Origin of the sequence: Vulcaniibacterium tengchongense (assembly GCF_003814555.1) — a bacterium.
In the GTDB taxonomy this organism is placed as follows: domain Bacteria; phylum Pseudomonadota; class Gammaproteobacteria; order Xanthomonadales; family Xanthomonadaceae; genus Vulcaniibacterium; species Vulcaniibacterium tengchongense.
In genome coordinates this window covers 45,582-61,863 of sequence record NZ_RKQN01000006.1, presented here as the reverse complement: position 1 = coordinate 61,863, position 16,282 = coordinate 45,582, and the positions used below count along the sequence as shown (strand labels likewise).

The 16,282-nt window shown below is 71.8% G+C and carries 13 protein-coding genes; 10 read left to right on the top strand and 3 right to left on the bottom strand.

Annotation, left to right across the window (positions count from 1 at the left end; all coding sequences use genetic code 11):
- Nucleotides 1-40 precede the first annotated feature (40 nt).
- The 6 genes from EDC50_RS15245 to EDC50_RS15220 all read left to right on the top strand — a co-directional run bounded on the left by EDC50_RS15245 (nt 41) and on the right by EDC50_RS15220 (nt 7,874).
- A complete protein-coding gene (locus EDC50_RS15245) occupies nt 41-2,653 on the top strand; it encodes a beta-mannosidase (RefSeq protein ID WP_123771356.1) in 2,613 nt (870 codons plus the stop codon).
- Nucleotides 2,654-2,708: 55 nt separating this feature from the next.
- The gene (locus EDC50_RS15240) at nt 2,709-4,133 is read left to right on the top strand and encodes a glycoside hydrolase family 47 protein (RefSeq protein ID WP_123771355.1); all 1,425 of its coding nucleotides are present in this window, start codon (nt 2,709-2,711) and stop codon (nt 4,131-4,133) included.
- 82 nt (nt 4,134-4,215) lie between these two features.
- Nucleotides 4,216-5,166 carry a nucleoside hydrolase gene (locus EDC50_RS15235; protein ID WP_123771354.1) on the top strand — a complete coding sequence of 317 codons (951 nt, stop codon included), beginning with the start codon at nt 4,216-4,218 and terminating at the stop codon, nt 5,164-5,166.
- 92 nt (nt 5,167-5,258) lie between these two features.
- Nucleotides 5,259-5,504 carry a type B 50S ribosomal protein L31 gene (locus EDC50_RS15230; RefSeq protein ID WP_123771390.1) on the top strand — a complete coding sequence of 82 codons (246 nt, stop codon included), beginning with the start codon at nt 5,259-5,261 and terminating at the stop codon, nt 5,502-5,504.
- 464 nt (nt 5,505-5,968) lie between these two features.
- Nucleotides 5,969-7,273: a citrate synthase gene (locus tag EDC50_RS15225; RefSeq protein ID WP_123771353.1), complete on the top strand. Its 1,305-nt coding sequence runs from the start codon at nt 5,969-5,971 to the stop codon at nt 7,271-7,273.
- A 4-nt stretch (nt 7,274-7,277) separates the two neighbouring features.
- On the top strand, nt 7,278-7,874 hold the full coding sequence (locus tag EDC50_RS15220; RefSeq protein ID WP_123771352.1) for a hypothetical protein: 597 nt from the start codon (nt 7,278-7,280) through the stop codon (nt 7,872-7,874).
- 70 nt (nt 7,875-7,944) lie between these two features.
- Here the strand turns inward: EDC50_RS15220 and EDC50_RS15215 are convergent, their stop codons facing one another.
- The 3 genes from EDC50_RS15215 to EDC50_RS15205 form a co-directional block, all read right to left on the bottom strand.
- Nucleotides 7,945-9,408, bottom strand: a complete 1,464-nt coding sequence (locus EDC50_RS15215; protein WP_242003063.1) for a M20/M25/M40 family metallo-hydrolase — start codon at nt 9,406-9,408, stop codon at nt 7,945-7,947.
- Between the two features lie 170 nt (nt 9,409-9,578).
- Nucleotides 9,579-10,235: a hypothetical protein gene (locus EDC50_RS15210; RefSeq protein WP_123771350.1), complete on the bottom strand. Its 657-nt coding sequence runs from the start codon at nt 10,233-10,235 to the stop codon at nt 9,579-9,581.
- A gap of 289 nt (nt 10,236-10,524) precedes the next feature.
- Nucleotides 10,525-13,026 (bottom strand): penicillin-binding protein 1A, encoded by a 2,502-nt coding sequence (locus EDC50_RS15205; RefSeq protein WP_123771349.1) that lies wholly within the window; start codon nt 13,024-13,026, stop codon nt 10,525-10,527.
- Between the two features lie 235 nt (nt 13,027-13,261).
- On the opposite strand from EDC50_RS15205, the gene EDC50_RS15200 reads away from it, so the two are divergent.
- From EDC50_RS15200 to EDC50_RS15185, 4 genes are read left to right on the top strand one after another with little or no spacing between them, the layout of a single operon-like run.
- Nucleotides 13,262-14,320, top strand: a complete 1,059-nt coding sequence (locus tag EDC50_RS15200) for a pilus assembly protein PilM (RefSeq protein ID WP_123771348.1) — start codon at nt 13,262-13,264, stop codon at nt 14,318-14,320.
- A complete protein-coding gene (locus EDC50_RS15195; protein ID WP_123771347.1) occupies nt 14,320-15,066 on the top strand; it encodes a PilN domain-containing protein in 747 nt (248 codons plus the stop codon). The genes EDC50_RS15200 and EDC50_RS15195 overlap by 1 nt, the downstream gene beginning before the upstream one ends.
- A complete protein-coding gene (locus EDC50_RS15190) occupies nt 15,063-15,734 on the top strand; it encodes a type IV pilus inner membrane component PilO (RefSeq protein ID WP_123771346.1) in 672 nt (223 codons plus the stop codon). The genes EDC50_RS15195 and EDC50_RS15190 overlap by 4 nt, the downstream gene beginning before the upstream one ends.
- Before the next feature lies 1 nt (nt 15,735).
- Nucleotides 15,736-16,272 (top strand): pilus assembly protein PilP, encoded by a 537-nt coding sequence (locus EDC50_RS15185; RefSeq protein WP_123771345.1) that lies wholly within the window; start codon nt 15,736-15,738, stop codon nt 16,270-16,272.
- Nucleotides 16,273-16,282 lie beyond the last annotated feature (10 nt).

Here is a 16,282-nt window from a genome sequence, read left to right as displayed (position 1 = left end):
CGTGGCCCGCGCGGCGGGGGGGCGGTGGCGGTGGGTGGCGATGCTGGCGCTGGCCGCGGCGGCGCTGCTGTCCGCGCCGCTGCGGGCCGCCGGGCCGCAGGTGCGCGAGCTGCACGCGGGCTGGAGCTTCCGCCTCGCCCCCGGGGACCCGCAGGCCGCCGCGCATGCGGCCGCCACGCAGTGGCGGGCCGCGACCGTGCCCGGCCACGTCCATATCGACCTGCTCGCGCACGGGCTGATTCCGGACCCCTACGTCGGCGCGCCGGAAGCGCAGCTGCAGTGGATCGGCCTGGCGCAGTGGGAGTACCGCACCCGCTTCGACCTCGACGCCGCCGCCCTGCACCGGCGCCACGCCGACCTGGTGTTCGAGGGCCTGGATACTTTCGCCGACGTCTGGCTCAACGGCGAACGGGTGCTCGCCGCCGACAACGCGTTCCGCACCTGGCGGGTGCCGGTCGCCGGCAAGCTGCGCGCGCACGGCAACGAACTGCGCATCGTGTTCCATTCGCCGATCCGGCGGATGCTGCCGCGCGTGCAGGCGATGCCGCACAGGATCGCCGGCAACTATCCCTCGCCCTACGGCGACGAGCCGAAGGACGCGATGACCGCCAACTTCGTCCGCAAGCCGGGCTACCACTACGGCTGGGACTGGGGGCCGCGCTACGTCACCGCCGGGGTCTGGCGCGCGGTGCGGCTGGAAAGCTGGGACGGGCTGCGCATCGCCGATTTCCACGTGCGCCAGCGCCGCATCGAGGCCGACGTCGCCGAGCTCGCCGCCGAGGTCGAGGTGGAGGCCGACGCCGCCGGCCGCGCCACGCTGGCGATCGACTGGATGGATCCCGCCGGCCGCCGCGCGCGCCCGCTGCGCGAAACGGTGAGCCTGCACCCCGGCCTGCAGACGCTGACGCTGCCGGTGCGCATCGAGCGGCCGCGGCGCTGGTACCCGGCCGGCTACGGCGAGCAGGCGCTGTACACCTTCCGCGCGCGCCTCGACGGCGCGGGCGGCGCGCACGCGCAGGCGCGCCAGCGCACCGGCCTGCGCCGGGTCGAACTGCGCCGGCCGCTCGACCGCCGCGGGCAGGGCTTCGCGTTCGCGATCAACGGCATCGAAGTGTTCGCCAAGGGCGCCAACGTCATTCCCTTCGACATGTTCCCGGCGCGGGTGAGCGACGCGACCCTGCGCCGCGCCCTGGAGGACGCGCGCGCGGCGAACATGAACATGCTCCGCAACTGGGGCGGCGGCTACTACGAGCGCGATGCGTTCTTCGACGTCGCCGACGAGCTCGGCCTGATGGTCTGGCAGGACTTCATGTACGGCGGCGGCATGCAGCCCGGCTTCGACCCGGCGTTCCGCGCCAACGCCGTGGCCGAGGCGCGCGACCAGGTGCGGCGCCTGCGCCGGCATCCCAGCATCGTGCTGTGGTGCGGCAACAACGAGGAAGAGACCGCCTGGAAGGACTGGGGCCACCGCCACCGGCTGGCCGAGGCCGATCCCGCGTTCGCGCGGACGGTGTGGGACGGCTACGTGCAGCTGTTCGGCCGCGATCTGCGCGACGTGGTCGCGCGCGAGGCCGGCGACGTGCCGTACTGGTCCAGCTCGCCGAGCAACGATCTCGACGGGAAGGCCAACGACTCGGACAGGGGCGACAAGCACTACTGGGAGGTGTGGGCCGGCTCCAAGCCGGTGGAAGCCTATCTCGACGAGACCCCGCGCTTCATGTCCGAGTTCGGCCTGCAGGCCTGGCCGGTGCGGGCGACCCTCGATGCGGCGATCCCGCGCGCGGAGCAGGGCATCGACGCGCCGGTCACGCGTGCGCACCAGAAGTTCATGGCCGGCGCCGGCAACGAGCGCCTGCTGCACTACATCCGCGCCGGCTACGGCGAGCCGGCGGACTTCGCCGACTTCGTCTATCTGAGCCAGGTGATGCAGGCCGAGGGCGTCGAACTGGCGGCGCTGCACCACCGCGCCAGCCGCCCGCGCACGATGGGCTCGCTGTACTGGCAGCTCAACGACGTCTGGCCCGGCGCCTCGTGGTCGAGCATCGACTGGTACGGCCGCTGGAAGGCGTTGCACTTCCACGCCCGCCGCTTCTTCGCCCCGCTCGCGGCGGCGGCGCTGCGCAAGGACGGCCGCACCGCGCTGACGCTGGTGTCCGATCGCGCCGAGCCGGTCCGGGCGGAATGGACGCTGCGCGTGCTCGACTTCGAGGGCCGCGAGCACCACGCCGGGCGCGGTGCGCTGACGCTGGCGCCGCTGTCGGCGACGCCCGTGGGCGAATGGCGCGACGCCGAGCTGCTGCGCGGCGCCGACCCGGCGCGCACCGCGGCGGTGTTCGAACTGCGGGTCGGCGGCGCGCCGGTATCGCGCCGGGTGGTGTACTTCGGCCCGGCCAAGGCCCTGGCGTTGCCGCGCGACCCCGGCATCCGCGCGCTGTGGCGCCGCGACGGCGACGCGTTCGTGCTGAGCCTGCGCGCGCAGCGCCTGGCGCGCGCGCTGTGGATCGACTTCGACGGCGTCGAGGCGCGGCCCGCGGACAATGCGTTGACCCTGCTGCCGGGCGAGACCGTCGAGCTGCGCGTGCGCGCCGACGCCGATCTCGAGCGCCTGCGCGCCGCGCTTCGGCTGCGCTGGCTGCGCGGCGCCGTCCCCTGACCGTTCCGCTCCCATCGCCGCGGCGACGCCGTGGCGTCCGTACCGAGGTGACCCGATGAAGCTGCGAACCCTTGCCTGCCTGACCGCCATCGCGCTCGCCGCCGGCTGCGCCACCGACCGCGCCGCGACCGATCCGGCTTCGGCTCCGGCCGCCGCGGCGACGCCGGCGCCGCCCGTCGACGAGGCCGAGGCCGCGCGCCTGGCCGCGCGCGTCCGCGAGGAGACCCGGCACGCCTGGCGGGGCTACAAGGCCCATGCCTGGGGCCACGACGCGCTCAAGCCGCTGAGCAAGCGGCCGCACGACTGGTACGCGCACTCGCTGCTGATGACGCCGGTGGACGCGCTGGACACGCTGATCCTGCTCGGCCTGAAGCAGGAGGCGGATGAGGCGCGCGAGCTGATCGCGACGACGCTGTCGTTCGACCACGACATGTACGTGCAGAACTTCGAGGTGACGATCCGCGTGCTCGGCGGCCTGCTGTCGGGCTACCAGATGACCGGCGACGCGCGCCTGCTCGAGCTGGCCGACGAGCTCGGCGCGCGCCTGCTGCCGGTGTTCGATTCGCCCACCGGGCTGCCGTACACCCACGTCAACCTGCGCACCGGGCAGGTGCGCGGCAAGCTCAGCAACCCCGCCGAGACCGGCACGCTGCTGCTGGAGTTCGGCCTGCTCGGCAGGCTGACCGGCAAGCAGGTCTACTACGACAAGGCCAAGCGCGCGCTGGTGGAAACCCACAAGCGCCGCGACCCGGGCACCGGCCTGGTCGGCTCGTGGATCGACGTCGAGACCGGGCAGTGGACCGACCGCAAGGCGCACATCGGCGGCGGCGTCGATTCGTACTACGAGTACCTATACAAGTGCTGGCGCCTGTTCGGCGACGCCGAGTGCAAGGCGATGTGGGAGCAGGACATCGCCGCGGTCAACCGCTACCTGGCCGACGAGGTCCGCGGCGGCGAGCTGTGGTACGGCCACGCCGACATGGGCACCGGCCGGCGCACCGCCACGCGCTACGGCGCGCTCGACGCGTTCATGCCGGCGCTGCTGGCCCTGGGCGGCGACCTCGACCGCGCCAGGCGGCTGCAGGAGTCCGGCCTGAAGATGTGGCGCCTGCACGGCATCGAGCCGGAATCGCTGGACTACGCGAAGATGCAGGTGGCGTCGCCGGGCTACGCGCTGCGCCCGGAAATCGTCGAATCGGCCTACTACCTGCACCGGCTGACCGGCGACCCGAAGTACCGCGCGATGGGCCGCGAATTCTTCGAGGACTTCGTCCGCCACTGCCGCACCGAGGCCGGCTACGCCGCGCTGAAGGACGTGCGGACCAAGGCCAAGGACGACTCGATGGAGAGCTTCCTGTTCGCCGAGACCTTCAAGTACTACTACCTGCTGTTCGCGCCGGAGCAGGCGCTCGACTTCGAGGCGGTGACGTTCAATACCGAGGCGCATCCGCTGCGGCCGGTGAAGGCCCGGGAGGAGTGAGGAGGAACGGGGGACCAGACGGCTCGTTTCCCGTTCCCCGCCACGCGGTGACGCGGTCGCCGGTGCCCGGCATAATCGGTCGATGGACGACACCATCCCGCTGCTGATCGACACCGACCCGGGCGTCGACGACGCCCTCGCGCTGCTGATGGCGTTCGACGACCCGCGCCACCGCGTGGTCGGCCTGACCATCGCCGCCGGCAACGTCGGCCTGCGCCACACCGTCGCCAACGCGCTGAAGCTGTGCGAGGTCGCGGGCCGGGACGTGCCGGTGTTCGCCGGCTGCGCCGGGCCGCTGCTGCATCCGGCGCCGGATGCGGGCTACGTGCACGGCCAGGACGGCTTCGGCGACGTCGGCTACGAGCCGGCCCGGCGCCGCGCCGAGGCCGAGCACGCCGCGCTCGCGATCCTGCGCCTGTCGCACGAGCACGCCGGCCGGCTGCGGCTGGTCGCGCTCGGGCCGCTGACCAACATTGCGCTGGCGCTGAAGCTCGACCCGACCCTGCCGCAGCGCGTGGCGCGCCTGGTGGTGATGGGCGGCGCGGTCACCGGGCACGGCAACATCACCCCGAGCGCCGAGTTCAACGTCTACTTCGATCCGGAAGCGGCGCACATCGTGTTCGAGGCCTTCGCCGCCGACGGCGCGCCCGGCATCGACCTGGCCGACTGGGAGGCGACCCTCGCCCACGGGCTGCGCCACGACGAGGTCGTCGCGTGGCTGCGCGCGGACTCGCCGCGCGCCCGCTTCTACGAACGCATCTCGAGGAAGACCCGCGAATGGTCGGCCGACCGCCGCGGCGCGTACTGGCACTCGGCCGACGGCCTGGCGATGGCCTACGCGCTGCACCCGGACGGCGCGGTGGAGACGGCGGCGCGCCCGGTCTCGGTGGAACTGGAGGGCCGCCACGCGCGCGGCGCCACCGTGGTCGACTGGCAGCGCCAGAGCGGCCGCCCGGACCGGTTCCGGATCCTGCTGCGCTACGACCAGGCGCGGTTCGAGGGCCTGGTCCGCGCCGCGCTGGCCGCGGGCTGAGCGGCCGGGAGGGCGGGGCGCGCGCGACTTGCGCCGGCCCCGGGCGGGCCGCTATACTGCCGCGCTTTCCCCGCATCCCTTTGGTGAGTGCCATGAAGGCCGGCATCCATCCCGAATACCGTGAAGTCGTCTTCCAGGACGTCACCACCGATTTCGCGTTCCTGACCCGCTCGACCCTCTCCAGCAAGGAGACGGTGAAGTGGGAGGACGGCAACGAGTACCCGCTGATCAAGGTCGACATCAGCTCGGCGTCGCACCCGTTCTACACGGGCAAGCACAAGATCGTCGACACCAGCGGCCGCGTCGACAAGTTCCGCAAGCGCTACGCCCAGAAGTGACGCCGCAGCGGCGCTCGCGTCCCGCGCGAGCGCCGGTGCCGGACGGCGGCCCGCCGAGGCGGCGCCGCGATCGTCCCGTTTCGCGAAAAGCCCGCCGCCCGGCGGGCTTTTCGCGTTCCGGCGGTCGGCTGGAGTGGCCGTCGCGCGGCTGCGGACGGCGCCGCCCGCATGGCGGGAACCAGCGTTGCGCGGACGCCGGCAAACGCCGGCCGGCGGCTTTGCCGGCGCGCGCCGCAGGCGCATGCACCGCGCGCCGGAAGCGCCGGCGTGCGCTGCCCGGCGCACGCACCGCGGCCGCGGCGCTTTCGAGCTTCGGCTGCAAGCGCGTGCCGGCCGACTTTGGTCCAACCCTGCGCCGGCGGATGGCTGTGCGATAATCCTTCGACGCGGCGCGCCCGCGAATCCCCGTCCCCACTCGTGCCGCGCGGCTCCGTTCGGCGGCATGCAGACCCGAGGAGTGTTTCGTGTCCGATTCCAGCAAATCCGGCCTCGATCAGGTCACCCTGACCGCCGGCGACAAGACCGTGACCCTGCCGGTCCATCACCCGGTGCTCGGCGCCCCCTGCATCGACATCGGCAAGCTGCCGAAGGAAACCGGCGCCTTCACCTACGACAACGGGTTCACCGCCACCGCCAGCTGCAAGTCGGCGATCACCTACATCGACGGCGACGCCGGCGTGCTGCTGTACCGCGGCTACCCGATCGAGCAGCTGGCCGAGAAGTCGAGCTTCCTCGAGGTCGCCTACCTGCTGATGAACGGCGAGCTGCCGAGCCAGGCCGAGTTCGCCAAGTTCGAGCACGAGGTCACGCATCACACGATGATGCACGAGGCCTTCCGCACCTTCCTGTACGGCTTCCGCCACGACGCCCATCCGATGGCGATGCTGGTCGGCATGCTCGGCTCGATGGCCAGCTTCTACCACAACGATCTCGACCTGGACGACCCGGAGCAGCGCCGCATGGCGGCGATCCGCCTGATCGCCAAGGTGCCGACCATCGCCGCGGCCTGCCACCGCTACTCGATCGGCTGGCCGATCCGCTACCCGAAGAACAGCCTCGAGTACACCACGCGCTTCCTGCACATGATGAAGGAAGTGCCGGCCGAGCCGCTGGAGTTGAACCCGGTCGCCGCGAAGGCGCTGGACCTGCTGTTCATCCTGCACGCCGACCACGAGCAGAACGCCTCGACCTCTACCGTGCGCCTGGTCGGATCGACCGGCGCCAACCCGTACGCCTGCGTCGCCGCCGGCGTGGCCGCGTTGTGGGGCCCCGCGCACGGCGGCGCCAACGAGGCGGTGCTGAAGATGCTCGAGGAGATCGGCCGCCCCGAGAACGTCGGTTCCGCCGTGGCCAAGGCCAAGGACAAGGAGTCCGGCTTCCGCCTGATGGGCTTCGGCCACCGCGTGTACAAGAACTTCGACCCGCGCGCGAAGATCATCCGCGAGATGACCCACAAGGTGCTCGGCGAGCTCGGCATCAACGACCCGCTGCTGGAAGTGGCGATGAAGCTGGAAGAGGCGGCGCTGAAGGACGAGTACTTCATCCAGCGCAAGCTGTACCCGAACGTCGACTTCTACTCCGGCATCATCTACAAGGCGCTCGGCATCCCAGTGGAGATGTTCACGGTGATGTTCGCGATCGCCCGCACCGCCGGCTGGGTCGCGCACTGGCTGGAGCAGCAGAACGATCCGGAGAACAAGATCGGCCGCCCGCGCCAGGTGTACATCGGCGCGGCGCAGCGCGACTACGTCGAGCCCGACAAGCGCTGAGGCCATGCCCGGCGCACGCGCCGAAACCGTCGCGAAGCCGCGGCAGCGCCGCGGCTTCGTCGTTTTCCGCTGGCTGATCTACGCCCTGCTCGCCGCCGACGTGGCGCTGTACGCGCGCTACGGCCGCGTCACCGAGCTGCTCGACACCGCGGCGTGGTTCGTCCTGCTGCTGCTGTTCGAGTGGGAGACCGGCGGCTGGCCGATGCCCTCGCGCGCGCGGGTGCCGGTGCACGCGGTGCGCCTGCTGGCGAGCGCGGCGATCGTGCTGGCCGTGGCCGGCTACGCGCTGGAACGCGAATGGCTGGATTTCGCCAACGAGACGGTGTGGCTGGGCGTGGTGGCGCTGCTGGAGCTGGAGGTGCGGCTGCCGCCGCAGGCGCAGCGCCTGCATCGCTGGCGCAGGCGGGTCGCGGCGGTGCTGTACGCGGCGCTGGTGGCCTTCCTGCTGGCCTGGGCGATCCAGGGCCTGGTCGGCGCGGAACCGCTGCATGCGCTGCTCGACGCCTGGGACGCGCTGCTGTGGCTGGTCGCGTTCGTCGCGATCGAGCTCAACGTGTTCCGCTTCGGCGCCGACGACGCGCCGCGGGCGCGCGTCGCGTGACCCCAGGCCCGCGCGCGGCCCGGTACGCGCGCCGTTGCGTGGCAGGGCGTGGCGGCCGGGTCGGGCGGCCTCACCGGGCCAGCTCGTACAGGTACTCGACGAACGACATCGTCGCGCCGTCGAAGCCCCGCACCTTCGGGTGGGTCGACTCGATCAGGTAGTACTCGTCGGGCGCGTGCGCGCCGCCGCCGTGGCCGAGGCCGAAATGGCCCGCGGCCAGCTTCAGCGGTTCGCCGGTGAAGACGTAGCCGGGGTAGGAGCCGGCGTTGCGCGGCCACAGCAGCGGCTCGATGCCGGCCTTGCGCAGCGTCGCCAGTTGCGCCTGGATCAGCGGCGCGTCGGCCGCGGTTTCGGTCGGGTCGTAGCCGCCGGACACGTTCACCTCGATGTCGCCGAAGCCGCGCTTCGCCAGATGCGCCTTCAGCGCCGCGACCGCGGCGTCCTTGCGCATCCCCGGCACCAGGCGCAGGTCGAGCTTGGCCACCGCCCGGTGCGGGAGCACGGTCTTGCCGCCGGGGCCGGTGTAGCCGCCGACCAGGCCCTCGATGTTGACCGTCGGCTGCGACACCAGCCGTTCGTTCGCCTGCGGCCAGGGCAGGTCGTCGATCCAGCGCTTCACCCCGAGCTGTTGCTTGGTCCGCGCCTCGTCGCGGCGCGCGGCGCCCTGCGCGATCATCGCCCGTTCGGCCGCGCCGAGCGGGCGCGGCTGCGGATAGCCCTCGATCGCGATGGTGTTGCCGTCGTCGCCGACCAGGGTGTCCAGCGCCTTGACCAGGTGCCAGGCCGGGCTGTCGACCATCGCCTTGAGCGAGGAATGGACGTCCTTGCTCGGCCCGCGGCCCCATTTCTCGCCGCTGGCCACCAGTTCCAGTTCGACCACGCCCTTGGCGCCGAGCGACACCGTGACCACGCCTTCGGCGTCCTGCATCGCCGCAGGCATGAACACGCCGACGCTCCTGCGCAGCGCCGCGAGCACCTCCGGCCGGCGCACGATCTGGCCGATGTGCGGCGAGCCGATCTCCTCCTCGCCTTCGGCCACCAGCACCAGGTTCACCGGCGGCTTGCGCCCGGCGCCGCGGATCGCGTGCAGCGCGGCCAGCAGCGCCGCCTGCGGTCCCTTCTGGTTGACCGCGCCGCGTCCGACCAGGACCTTGCCGAGGTCCGGCTTGTCGACGATGCGCGCCTCCAGCGGCGGCGAGCTCCACTCGGCCGGGTCGAACTGCTTGACGTCGTACATGAAATACAGGCCCACCGTCCTGGGCGCTCCGGCGTCGAGCGTGGCGAACACGCCGGGCTTGCCGTCGGTGGGGATGACCTGCACGTGCTGGAAACCGGCCTCGCGCGCGAGCCGCGCCATGTGCCCGGCGCCGGCGGGAAAGCCGCGGTCCTCGGCGGCGATGGCCGGCTGCGCGATCCAGTCGCGCAGCCGCGCGAGGGCCTCGCCGTGGCGCTTGGCGACTTCGGCGCGGATCGGCGCGAGGTCCGCCTCGCCGGCCGCGTGCGCGGGCGCGACCGCGGTGATGGCGATGGCCACGGCCAGCCATGCGCCCGCGGCCCTGCCGGATGAACCCGCGCGCTTCGCGAACATGGACGCTCTCCCTGCCGGGCGGCGCAGGCGCGCCGCGGTGGACGGACGGTGCCGGCCATCTTGCCGCATCCGGCGTACGGCCGCGTGCAGCGGTCGCGGCGGCCCGCGGGCGGGTGTCAGCCGCCGCGCTCGTGCTCGGCGATTTCCTCTTCGACCAGGATCTGCCGCAACTGCGCCGCGCTGGCGCGCTTCATCGGCTTCTCGTCGGTGCTCGACAGCGGCGCCTGGCGCAGCACCGCGCGCGGCAGCACGGTCAGGTCGAAGGTCAGGTCCTCGGCGGCGAACACCCACACCGGGAAGTCGCCGCTGCGCTCGCGATCCAGGCGCAGGCGCCGGCTGCGCGCCTCGGCGGGGATGCCGTGCTGCTCGAGGAAGCGCGCCGCCGCTTCCGGATCGTCGCTGTACAGGTGCAGCGCGACCGGGCTGCGCGCGTCGGCGGTGCCGTCGAGCACCGCGCCGACCAGGCGCGGCTCGAACTCGCCGAAGAACTCCATCGCCCGCAGCGCGGCCTCGCGCCGCTGCCGCAGCGCGGCGGCGTTGCCCGGCTGGAACAGGCGCTGGTACTCGCGCAACGCCTCCTCGATCTCGCGGTTGCGCGGCAGCGAGGCGTCGTCGTGGATGCCGAGCCGTTGCGCGGCCTTGAGCTTGGCCTGGTGGTAGTCGCGGATGCCGCCCTCGGCCATCAGCCGGGCGGCTTCGTGGGCGAGGCGGTGGCGCCGTTCGCGGGTGCGCGTCTGGGCATGGACGTGGGCGTGCTGAGGGGCGTGGCGCATGCGACCTCCCGCGGCGGGCACGAGCACGGCGAGCGGCGTCGCCGGGACCGGCCGGTACGGCCGGCGGAAATCACGCTAGCACGTTTCGCGTCGCGTCCGTGTTGCACGGCGCGGCGGATCCGGCGCGGCGCACGCGGATCGCGCTTCGGTTGCCGAACCGTTCATGCGCCGAGTTCGCCGTGCGCGGCGGCGCGGCTCCGGTGTGCCGGCACGGGCCGCGCGCCGCGGCGCCGCAGCTGCGCACGCGGCAGGCGCCGCCGGGAGGGGAGGGCCGCGACGCGCGTTGCGCTCAGAAGATGTCGAACGCTTCCTCGGCGGGCAACTGCTCCTGCGGGCCGAAGTCCATGTAGCTCTGCATGCGTTCCAGGTCCTCGGCCTTGACCCATTCGGTGATGCCGCCTTCGCCGCCGGGGATCAACGCCCCGTTCGCGGCCACCGCCACCTTGACCATGCCCTCGGGCGGATCGTTCGGCGCCAGCGGCTGGTCCTTCAGCGCCGCGCGCATGTAGTCGATCCAGATCGGCAACGCCGCCTTGCCGCCGTACTCGCGATAGCCCAGCGACTTGAAGTTGTCGCGGCCGACCCAGACCGTAGTGACGAACGGCCCGCCGAAGCCGGAGAACCAGGCGTCGCGGTGGTCGTTGGTGGAGCCGGTCTTGCCGCCGACGTCCTCGCGGCCGAGCACCTTGGCCGCGGTGCCGGTGCCGCGCTTGACCACGTCGCGCAGCATCGACGTGATCTGGTAGGCGATGCGCGCGTCGATCGCGCGCGGCGCCACGGTCGCGTCGCCCGGCGGCAGCGCCGGCGAGGGCCGCGCGTCGGCCTTCGGCGCCTGCGCCTTGGCGTCCTGCGGCTCGCTCCGCGCCGACGGTGCCGGGCCGAAGTCGAAGCCGTCGACCACGGTGTCGACCGGTTGCGCCGTGCCGCCGCTGGTGCCGGCGCAGCTGCGGCAGGCGATCGCCGGCTTCTCCTTGAACACCACCGCGCCGGCGCGGTCCTTGACCTCGTCGATCAGCCACGGCGTGATCCGGTAGCCGCCGTTGGCGAACACCGCGTAGCCGCGCGCCACCGACAGCGGGGTCAGCGACGCGGTGCCCAGCGACATCGACAGGTTCGGCGGCAGCTCGGCCAGGTCGAAGCCGAAGTGGCTGATGTACTTGCGCGCGTAGTCGACGCCGATCGCGTCGAGCAGGCGCACCGAGACCAGGTTGCGCGACTGCACCATCGCCTCGCGCAGGCGCATCGGGCCGGCGAAGTTGCCGGTGTCGTTCTGCGGCCGCCACAGGTGGCCGCGGCGGTCCTTGAACACCACCGGCGCGTCGAGCACGATCGAGGCCGGGTTGTAGCCGCGCTCGAAGGCCGCGGCGTAGACGAACGGCTTGAAGCTTGAACCCGGCTGGCGCCGCGCCTGGGTGGCGCGGTTGAACTTGGCGCCGGCGAAGCTGAAGCCGCCGGACAGCGCGCGCAGCGCGCCGGTCTCGGCGTCGAGCGACACCAGCGCCGCCTGCGCCTGCGGCAGTTGCTCGAGCTTGTACGAGGGCGGCGCGGCCGCCGCCTCGGCCTTCGCCTCGGTCTTCGGCTCGACCCGGCGCACCCGCACCAGGTCGCCGCGCTTGACCAGGCTCGCCGGGCTGCGCCCGCCCCAGCCCTGGTTCGGGCCGAGCGCGATCTCGCTGCCGTCCGCCAATGCGAGGCGCGCCTGGTTGCCGGCGACGCCGAGCACCAGCGCCGGCAGCAGCCCGGCCTGGGCCGGCACGTCGCGCAGGCGCTGCCGCGCCGCGGCGGCGTCCTCGTCGGCCGCCAGGTCGAAATGGCGCTCGGCGCCGTGCCAGCCGTGGCGGCGGTCGTAGGTCATCAAGCCGTCCCGCACCGCCTGGTCGGCGGCGGCCTGCAGCACCGGATCGATGGTGGTGAGGACGTGGTAGCCCTTGGTCAGCGCCTCGTTGCCGAAGCGCGCGATCATTTCCTGCCGCACCATCTCGGCCACGTACGGCGCGTACACCTCGACCGGGCGTTCGTGCGGGGCCGCGTGCATCGGCACCGCCTTGGCCTGCGCCGCCTCGGCCGGGGTGATGAAGCGCAGCTCGGCCATGCGGTCGAGGATGTAGTCGCGGCGCTGCTTGGCGCGCTCGGGGTTGCTGAGCGGATTGCCGCTGGACGGGAACTTCGGGATGCCCGCGAGCGAGGCCATCTCGTCCAGGCTCAGCTCGCCCAGCTTCTTGCCGTAGTAGAACTCGGCCGCGGCGGCGACGCCGTAGGCGCGGTTGCCGAAGAAGCTCTTGTTGAGGTACAGCTCGAAGATCTCGTCCTTGCTCAGTTCGCGCTCCATGCGCATCGCCAGCAGCATCTCGGCGAGCTTGCGCGAATAGCTGTACTCGGAGCTGAGGAAGAACTGGCGCGCGACCTGCTGGGTGATGGTCGAGCCGCCCGGGACGCGCTTGTCGTCGGTGGTCAGCAGCAGCCACACCGCGCGCGCCACGCCTTTGTAGTCCACGCCGTGGTGCTGGTAGAAGCGCGCGTCCTCGATCGCGATGAAGGCCTGCTTCAGCCGCTCCGGTACCTGCTCGATCTCGACCGGGTAGCGGCGGGTCTCGCCGAACAGCGCCATCAGGCGGCCGTCGCGGGCGTACACGTACATCGGTTCCTGCATCTCGACGGTGCGCAGGGTCTCGACGTCGGGCAGCTTCGGCGCCACCAGGTAGTAGAGGGTGCCCAGCGCGATCGCGCCGAGCAGGGCCAGGCCGGCCAGGGCGAACAGCGCCCAGCGCAGCAGACGGCGGAGACGGGGCATCTGAAGCGGATTCCGATTGCGGCGGTAGTGGGCGTGGAGTATAGAGGAGGCCGGGAAACGCCCGGCCGGGGAAGGGCCGACGCGACCGGGAACCGCCACGGTCGCCGTTCAGGGGGAGAAGGTGACGCAGTCGGGCAATTACGAAGGGAAGTGGTTGCCAGCCTGTGTAAACTCCGTTATTTAACGCGGGGTCACACGAAGCGCGCGTAAGCGCCTGTGGCCAGGGGAGAAAAGCGTGGGGATCGTCACAAAAGCCCAGCCGGCGCTCGTCGGCGTGGACATCAGTTCGACTGCCGTCAAACTGCTGCAGCTCTCGCGCTCCGGCAGCCGCTACCGCGTCGAACACTACGCGGTCGAGCCGCTGCCGCCCAACGCCGTGGTCGAGAAGAACATCGTCGAGGTGGAGGCGGTGGGCGAGGCGATCAAGCGCGCGGTGGCGCGCTCGGGCACCCGCGCCAAGTACGCCGCCGCCGCGGTCGCCGGCTCCTCGGTGATCACCAAGGTGATCCCGATGCCGGGCGATCTCGACGAGGACGACCTCGAGGCGCAGGTCGAGCTGGAAGCGGGCAACTACGTGCCCTATCCGATCGAGGAAGTCAGCCACGACTTCGAGGTGCTCGGCCCGATGCCCGGCAGCCCCGACATGCTGCAGGTGCTGCTCGCCGCGACGCGTTCGGAGAACGTCGAGGTGCGCGCCTCGGCGCTGGAGATCGGCGGGCTCACGCCGAAGGTGATGGACGTGGAGGCGTTCGCGCTGGAGAACGCGTTCGCCCTGGTCGCCGACCAGCTCGGCGGCCCGCGCGACGGCCTGGTCGCGCTGGTCGACTCCGGCGCCACCATGACCACCCTCAACGTGCTGCGCAACGGCCGCAGCATCTACGCCCGCGAGCAGGTGTTCGGCGGCAAGCAGCTCACCGACGAGGTGATGCGGCGCTACGGCCTGAGCTACGAGGAGGCGGGGCTGGCCAAGCGCCAGGGCGGGTTGCCGGAAAGCTACGAGCACGAGGTGCTGGAGCCGTTCAAGGAGGCGATGGTCCAGCAGATCAGCCGCCTGCTGCAGTTCTTCTACGCCGGCAGCGAATTCAGCCGCGTCGACCAGATCGTGCTCGCCGGCGGCTGCGCCTCGATCGCCGGCATCGCGGCGATGGTCGAGGAGCAGCTGGGCGTGCCGACCACGATCGCCAATCCGCTCGCCCACATGACCCTGGGGCCGCGCGTGCAGGCGCATGCGCTGGCCCAGGACGCGCCGGCGCTGATGATCGCCTGCGGCCTGGCCCTGAGGAGCTTCGACTGATGGCCCGCATCAACCTGCTCCCCTGGCGCGCCGAACGCCGCAAGCAGCGCCAGAAGGAATTCGCGGTCATGTTCGCCCTGTCCGCGCTGGCCGCGGTGCTGGTGTCGTTCCTGATCGTCAGCTACTACAACGCCCAGATCGACGGCCAGAACGAGCGCAACGCGTTCCTGCAGCGCGAGATCGACGAGGTCAAGAAGAAGAACGAGGAGATCAAGCAGCTGGAGGAGAAGAAGGCCAAGCTGCTGGCGCGCAAGGAAGTGATCGAGAAGCTGCAGGCGAACCGCTCGCAGATGGTGCACCTGTTCGATTCGCTGGTGCGCACCATCCCCGACGGCGCGGTGCTGACCTCGATCAAGCAGGACAGCGAGACCCTGACCCTGGAGGGCCGCGCCCAGTCCAACGCGCGGGTCAGCACCTACCTGCGCAACCTGGAAAGCTCGGGCTGGATGACCAACCCGGACCTGTCGATCATCGAGGCCAAGGGCAACGACAAGGGCCTGCCGTACGAGTTCAAGCTGCAGGTCAAGCTGGCCAACCCGAACGCGCCCAAGGACGAGGACGGCGACGGCATCGCCGATGCGCCGCCGCCCGCCGACGCCGCTGCGTCGGGCGATGCCGCCGCCCCGGCCCCGGGTGCCGCGCCTTCCACCCCCCCGGCGTCGCAGTCGCCGGCTGCGCCGGCTCCCGGTCCCGCCCAGGCGCCCGCCGCGCCGTCCGCTGAACCCGCCACCGGAGCGGCGTCATGAGCAAGAAGAAGGTCAAGCTCAACGAGCTGGATTTCAACAATATCGGCGCCTGGCCGCAGCAGGCCAAGATCGGCCTGTGCGTGATCGTCGGCCTGATCATCGTGTTCCTCGGCTGGTACCTGTTCGTCAGCGACAAGCAGGACGAGCTGGAGGGACTGGAGCGCCGCGAGGCGGAGCTGCGCAAGGAGTTCGAGGACGAGCAGGGCAAGGCCGCGAACCTCGAGCCGCTCAAGCAGCAGCTGGCGCAGATGGAACAGCAACTGCAGCAGATGCTGCGGCAGCTGCCGAGCAAGACCGAGATGCCGGACCTGATCGTCGACATCTCGCAGACCGCGCTCGCCACCGGCATCACCAACGAGCTGTTCCAGCCCGGCCCCGAGCAGCCCAAGGAGTTCTACGCGGAGAAGCCGATCGCGTTGCGCATGGTGGGCACCTACCACCAGTTCGGCGGCTTCGTCAGCGGCGTGGCCTCGCTGCCGCGCGTGGTGATCATGACCATGCACGACATCTCGCTGAAGCCGCGCTCGGGCAACAAGGACGCGACCATCGCGCCGGGCAGCCCGCTGGAGCTGGCCGGCACGGTCAAGACCTACCGCTATCTCGACGAAGAAGAAGTGGCCGAGCAGGAAAAGCAGCAGGCCGAAGCCGCCAAGCAGGGGGGAGGCTGAGATGCGCGCATACCGTGGGAGCCGCGCGCCGGCGGCGTTGGCGCTGGCGCTGCTGCTGGCCGGCTGCGGCCGCGGCGTGACCAGCACGCCGGGCGACACGCCGAACCTGGAGAAGTGGGTCGCGGAGGTCAAGGCGCGTCCGGCGCCGCCGCTCCCGCCGCTGCCGGTGATGCAGCAGTTCGAGACCTTCGAATACAACGCCTACGCCTTGCGCGATCCGTTCAGCAACGCGTTCACCGACGACGGCAGCGGCGGCGGCCCGCGCCCGGACGCGACCCGGCGCAAGCAGCCGCTCGAGCAGTTCCCGCTCGACAGCCTGGACATGGTCGGCACGCTCGGCCGCGGCAGCGGCATGGTCGCGTTGGTGATGGCGCCGGACAAGGTCACGCACCGGGTCCGGCCGGGGACGTACATGGGGCAGAGCGACGGCCGGGTCACGGCCGTGTACGAGGACCGGATCGAGCTGGTCGAACTGGTGCCCGACGGCGCCGGCGGCTGGCTGGAGCGTCCGGCCACGGTTGCGCTTGAAGATCAATGATTCTGGGGGA

Coding starts and splice junctions, on each gene's coding strand:
- EDC50_RS15245 (WP_123771356.1), top strand. CDS start 41: ATGCTGGCGCTGGCCGCGGCGGCGCTGCTGTCCGCGCCGCTGCGGGCC.
- EDC50_RS15240 (WP_123771355.1), top strand. CDS start 2,709: ATGAAGCTGCGAACCCTTGCCTGCCTGACCGCCATCGCGCTCGCCGCC.
- EDC50_RS15235 (WP_123771354.1), top strand. CDS start 4,216: ATGGACGACACCATCCCGCTGCTGATCGACACCGACCCGGGCGTCGAC.
- EDC50_RS15230 (WP_123771390.1), top strand. CDS start 5,259: ATGAAGGCCGGCATCCATCCCGAATACCGTGAAGTCGTCTTCCAGGAC.
- EDC50_RS15220 (WP_123771352.1), top strand. CDS start 7,278: ATGCCCGGCGCACGCGCCGAAACCGTCGCGAAGCCGCGGCAGCGCCGC.
- EDC50_RS15210 (WP_123771350.1), bottom strand. CDS start 10,235: ATGCGCCACGCCCCTCAGCACGCCCACGTCCATGCCCAGACGCGCACC.
- EDC50_RS15205 (WP_123771349.1), bottom strand. CDS start 13,026: ATGCCCCGTCTCCGCCGTCTGCTGCGCTGGGCGCTGTTCGCCCTGGCC.
- EDC50_RS15195 (WP_123771347.1), top strand. CDS start 14,320: ATGGCCCGCATCAACCTGCTCCCCTGGCGCGCCGAACGCCGCAAGCAG.
- EDC50_RS15190 (WP_123771346.1), top strand. CDS start 15,063: ATGAGCAAGAAGAAGGTCAAGCTCAACGAGCTGGATTTCAACAATATC.
- EDC50_RS15185 (WP_123771345.1), top strand. CDS start 15,736: ATGCGCGCATACCGTGGGAGCCGCGCGCCGGCGGCGTTGGCGCTGGCG.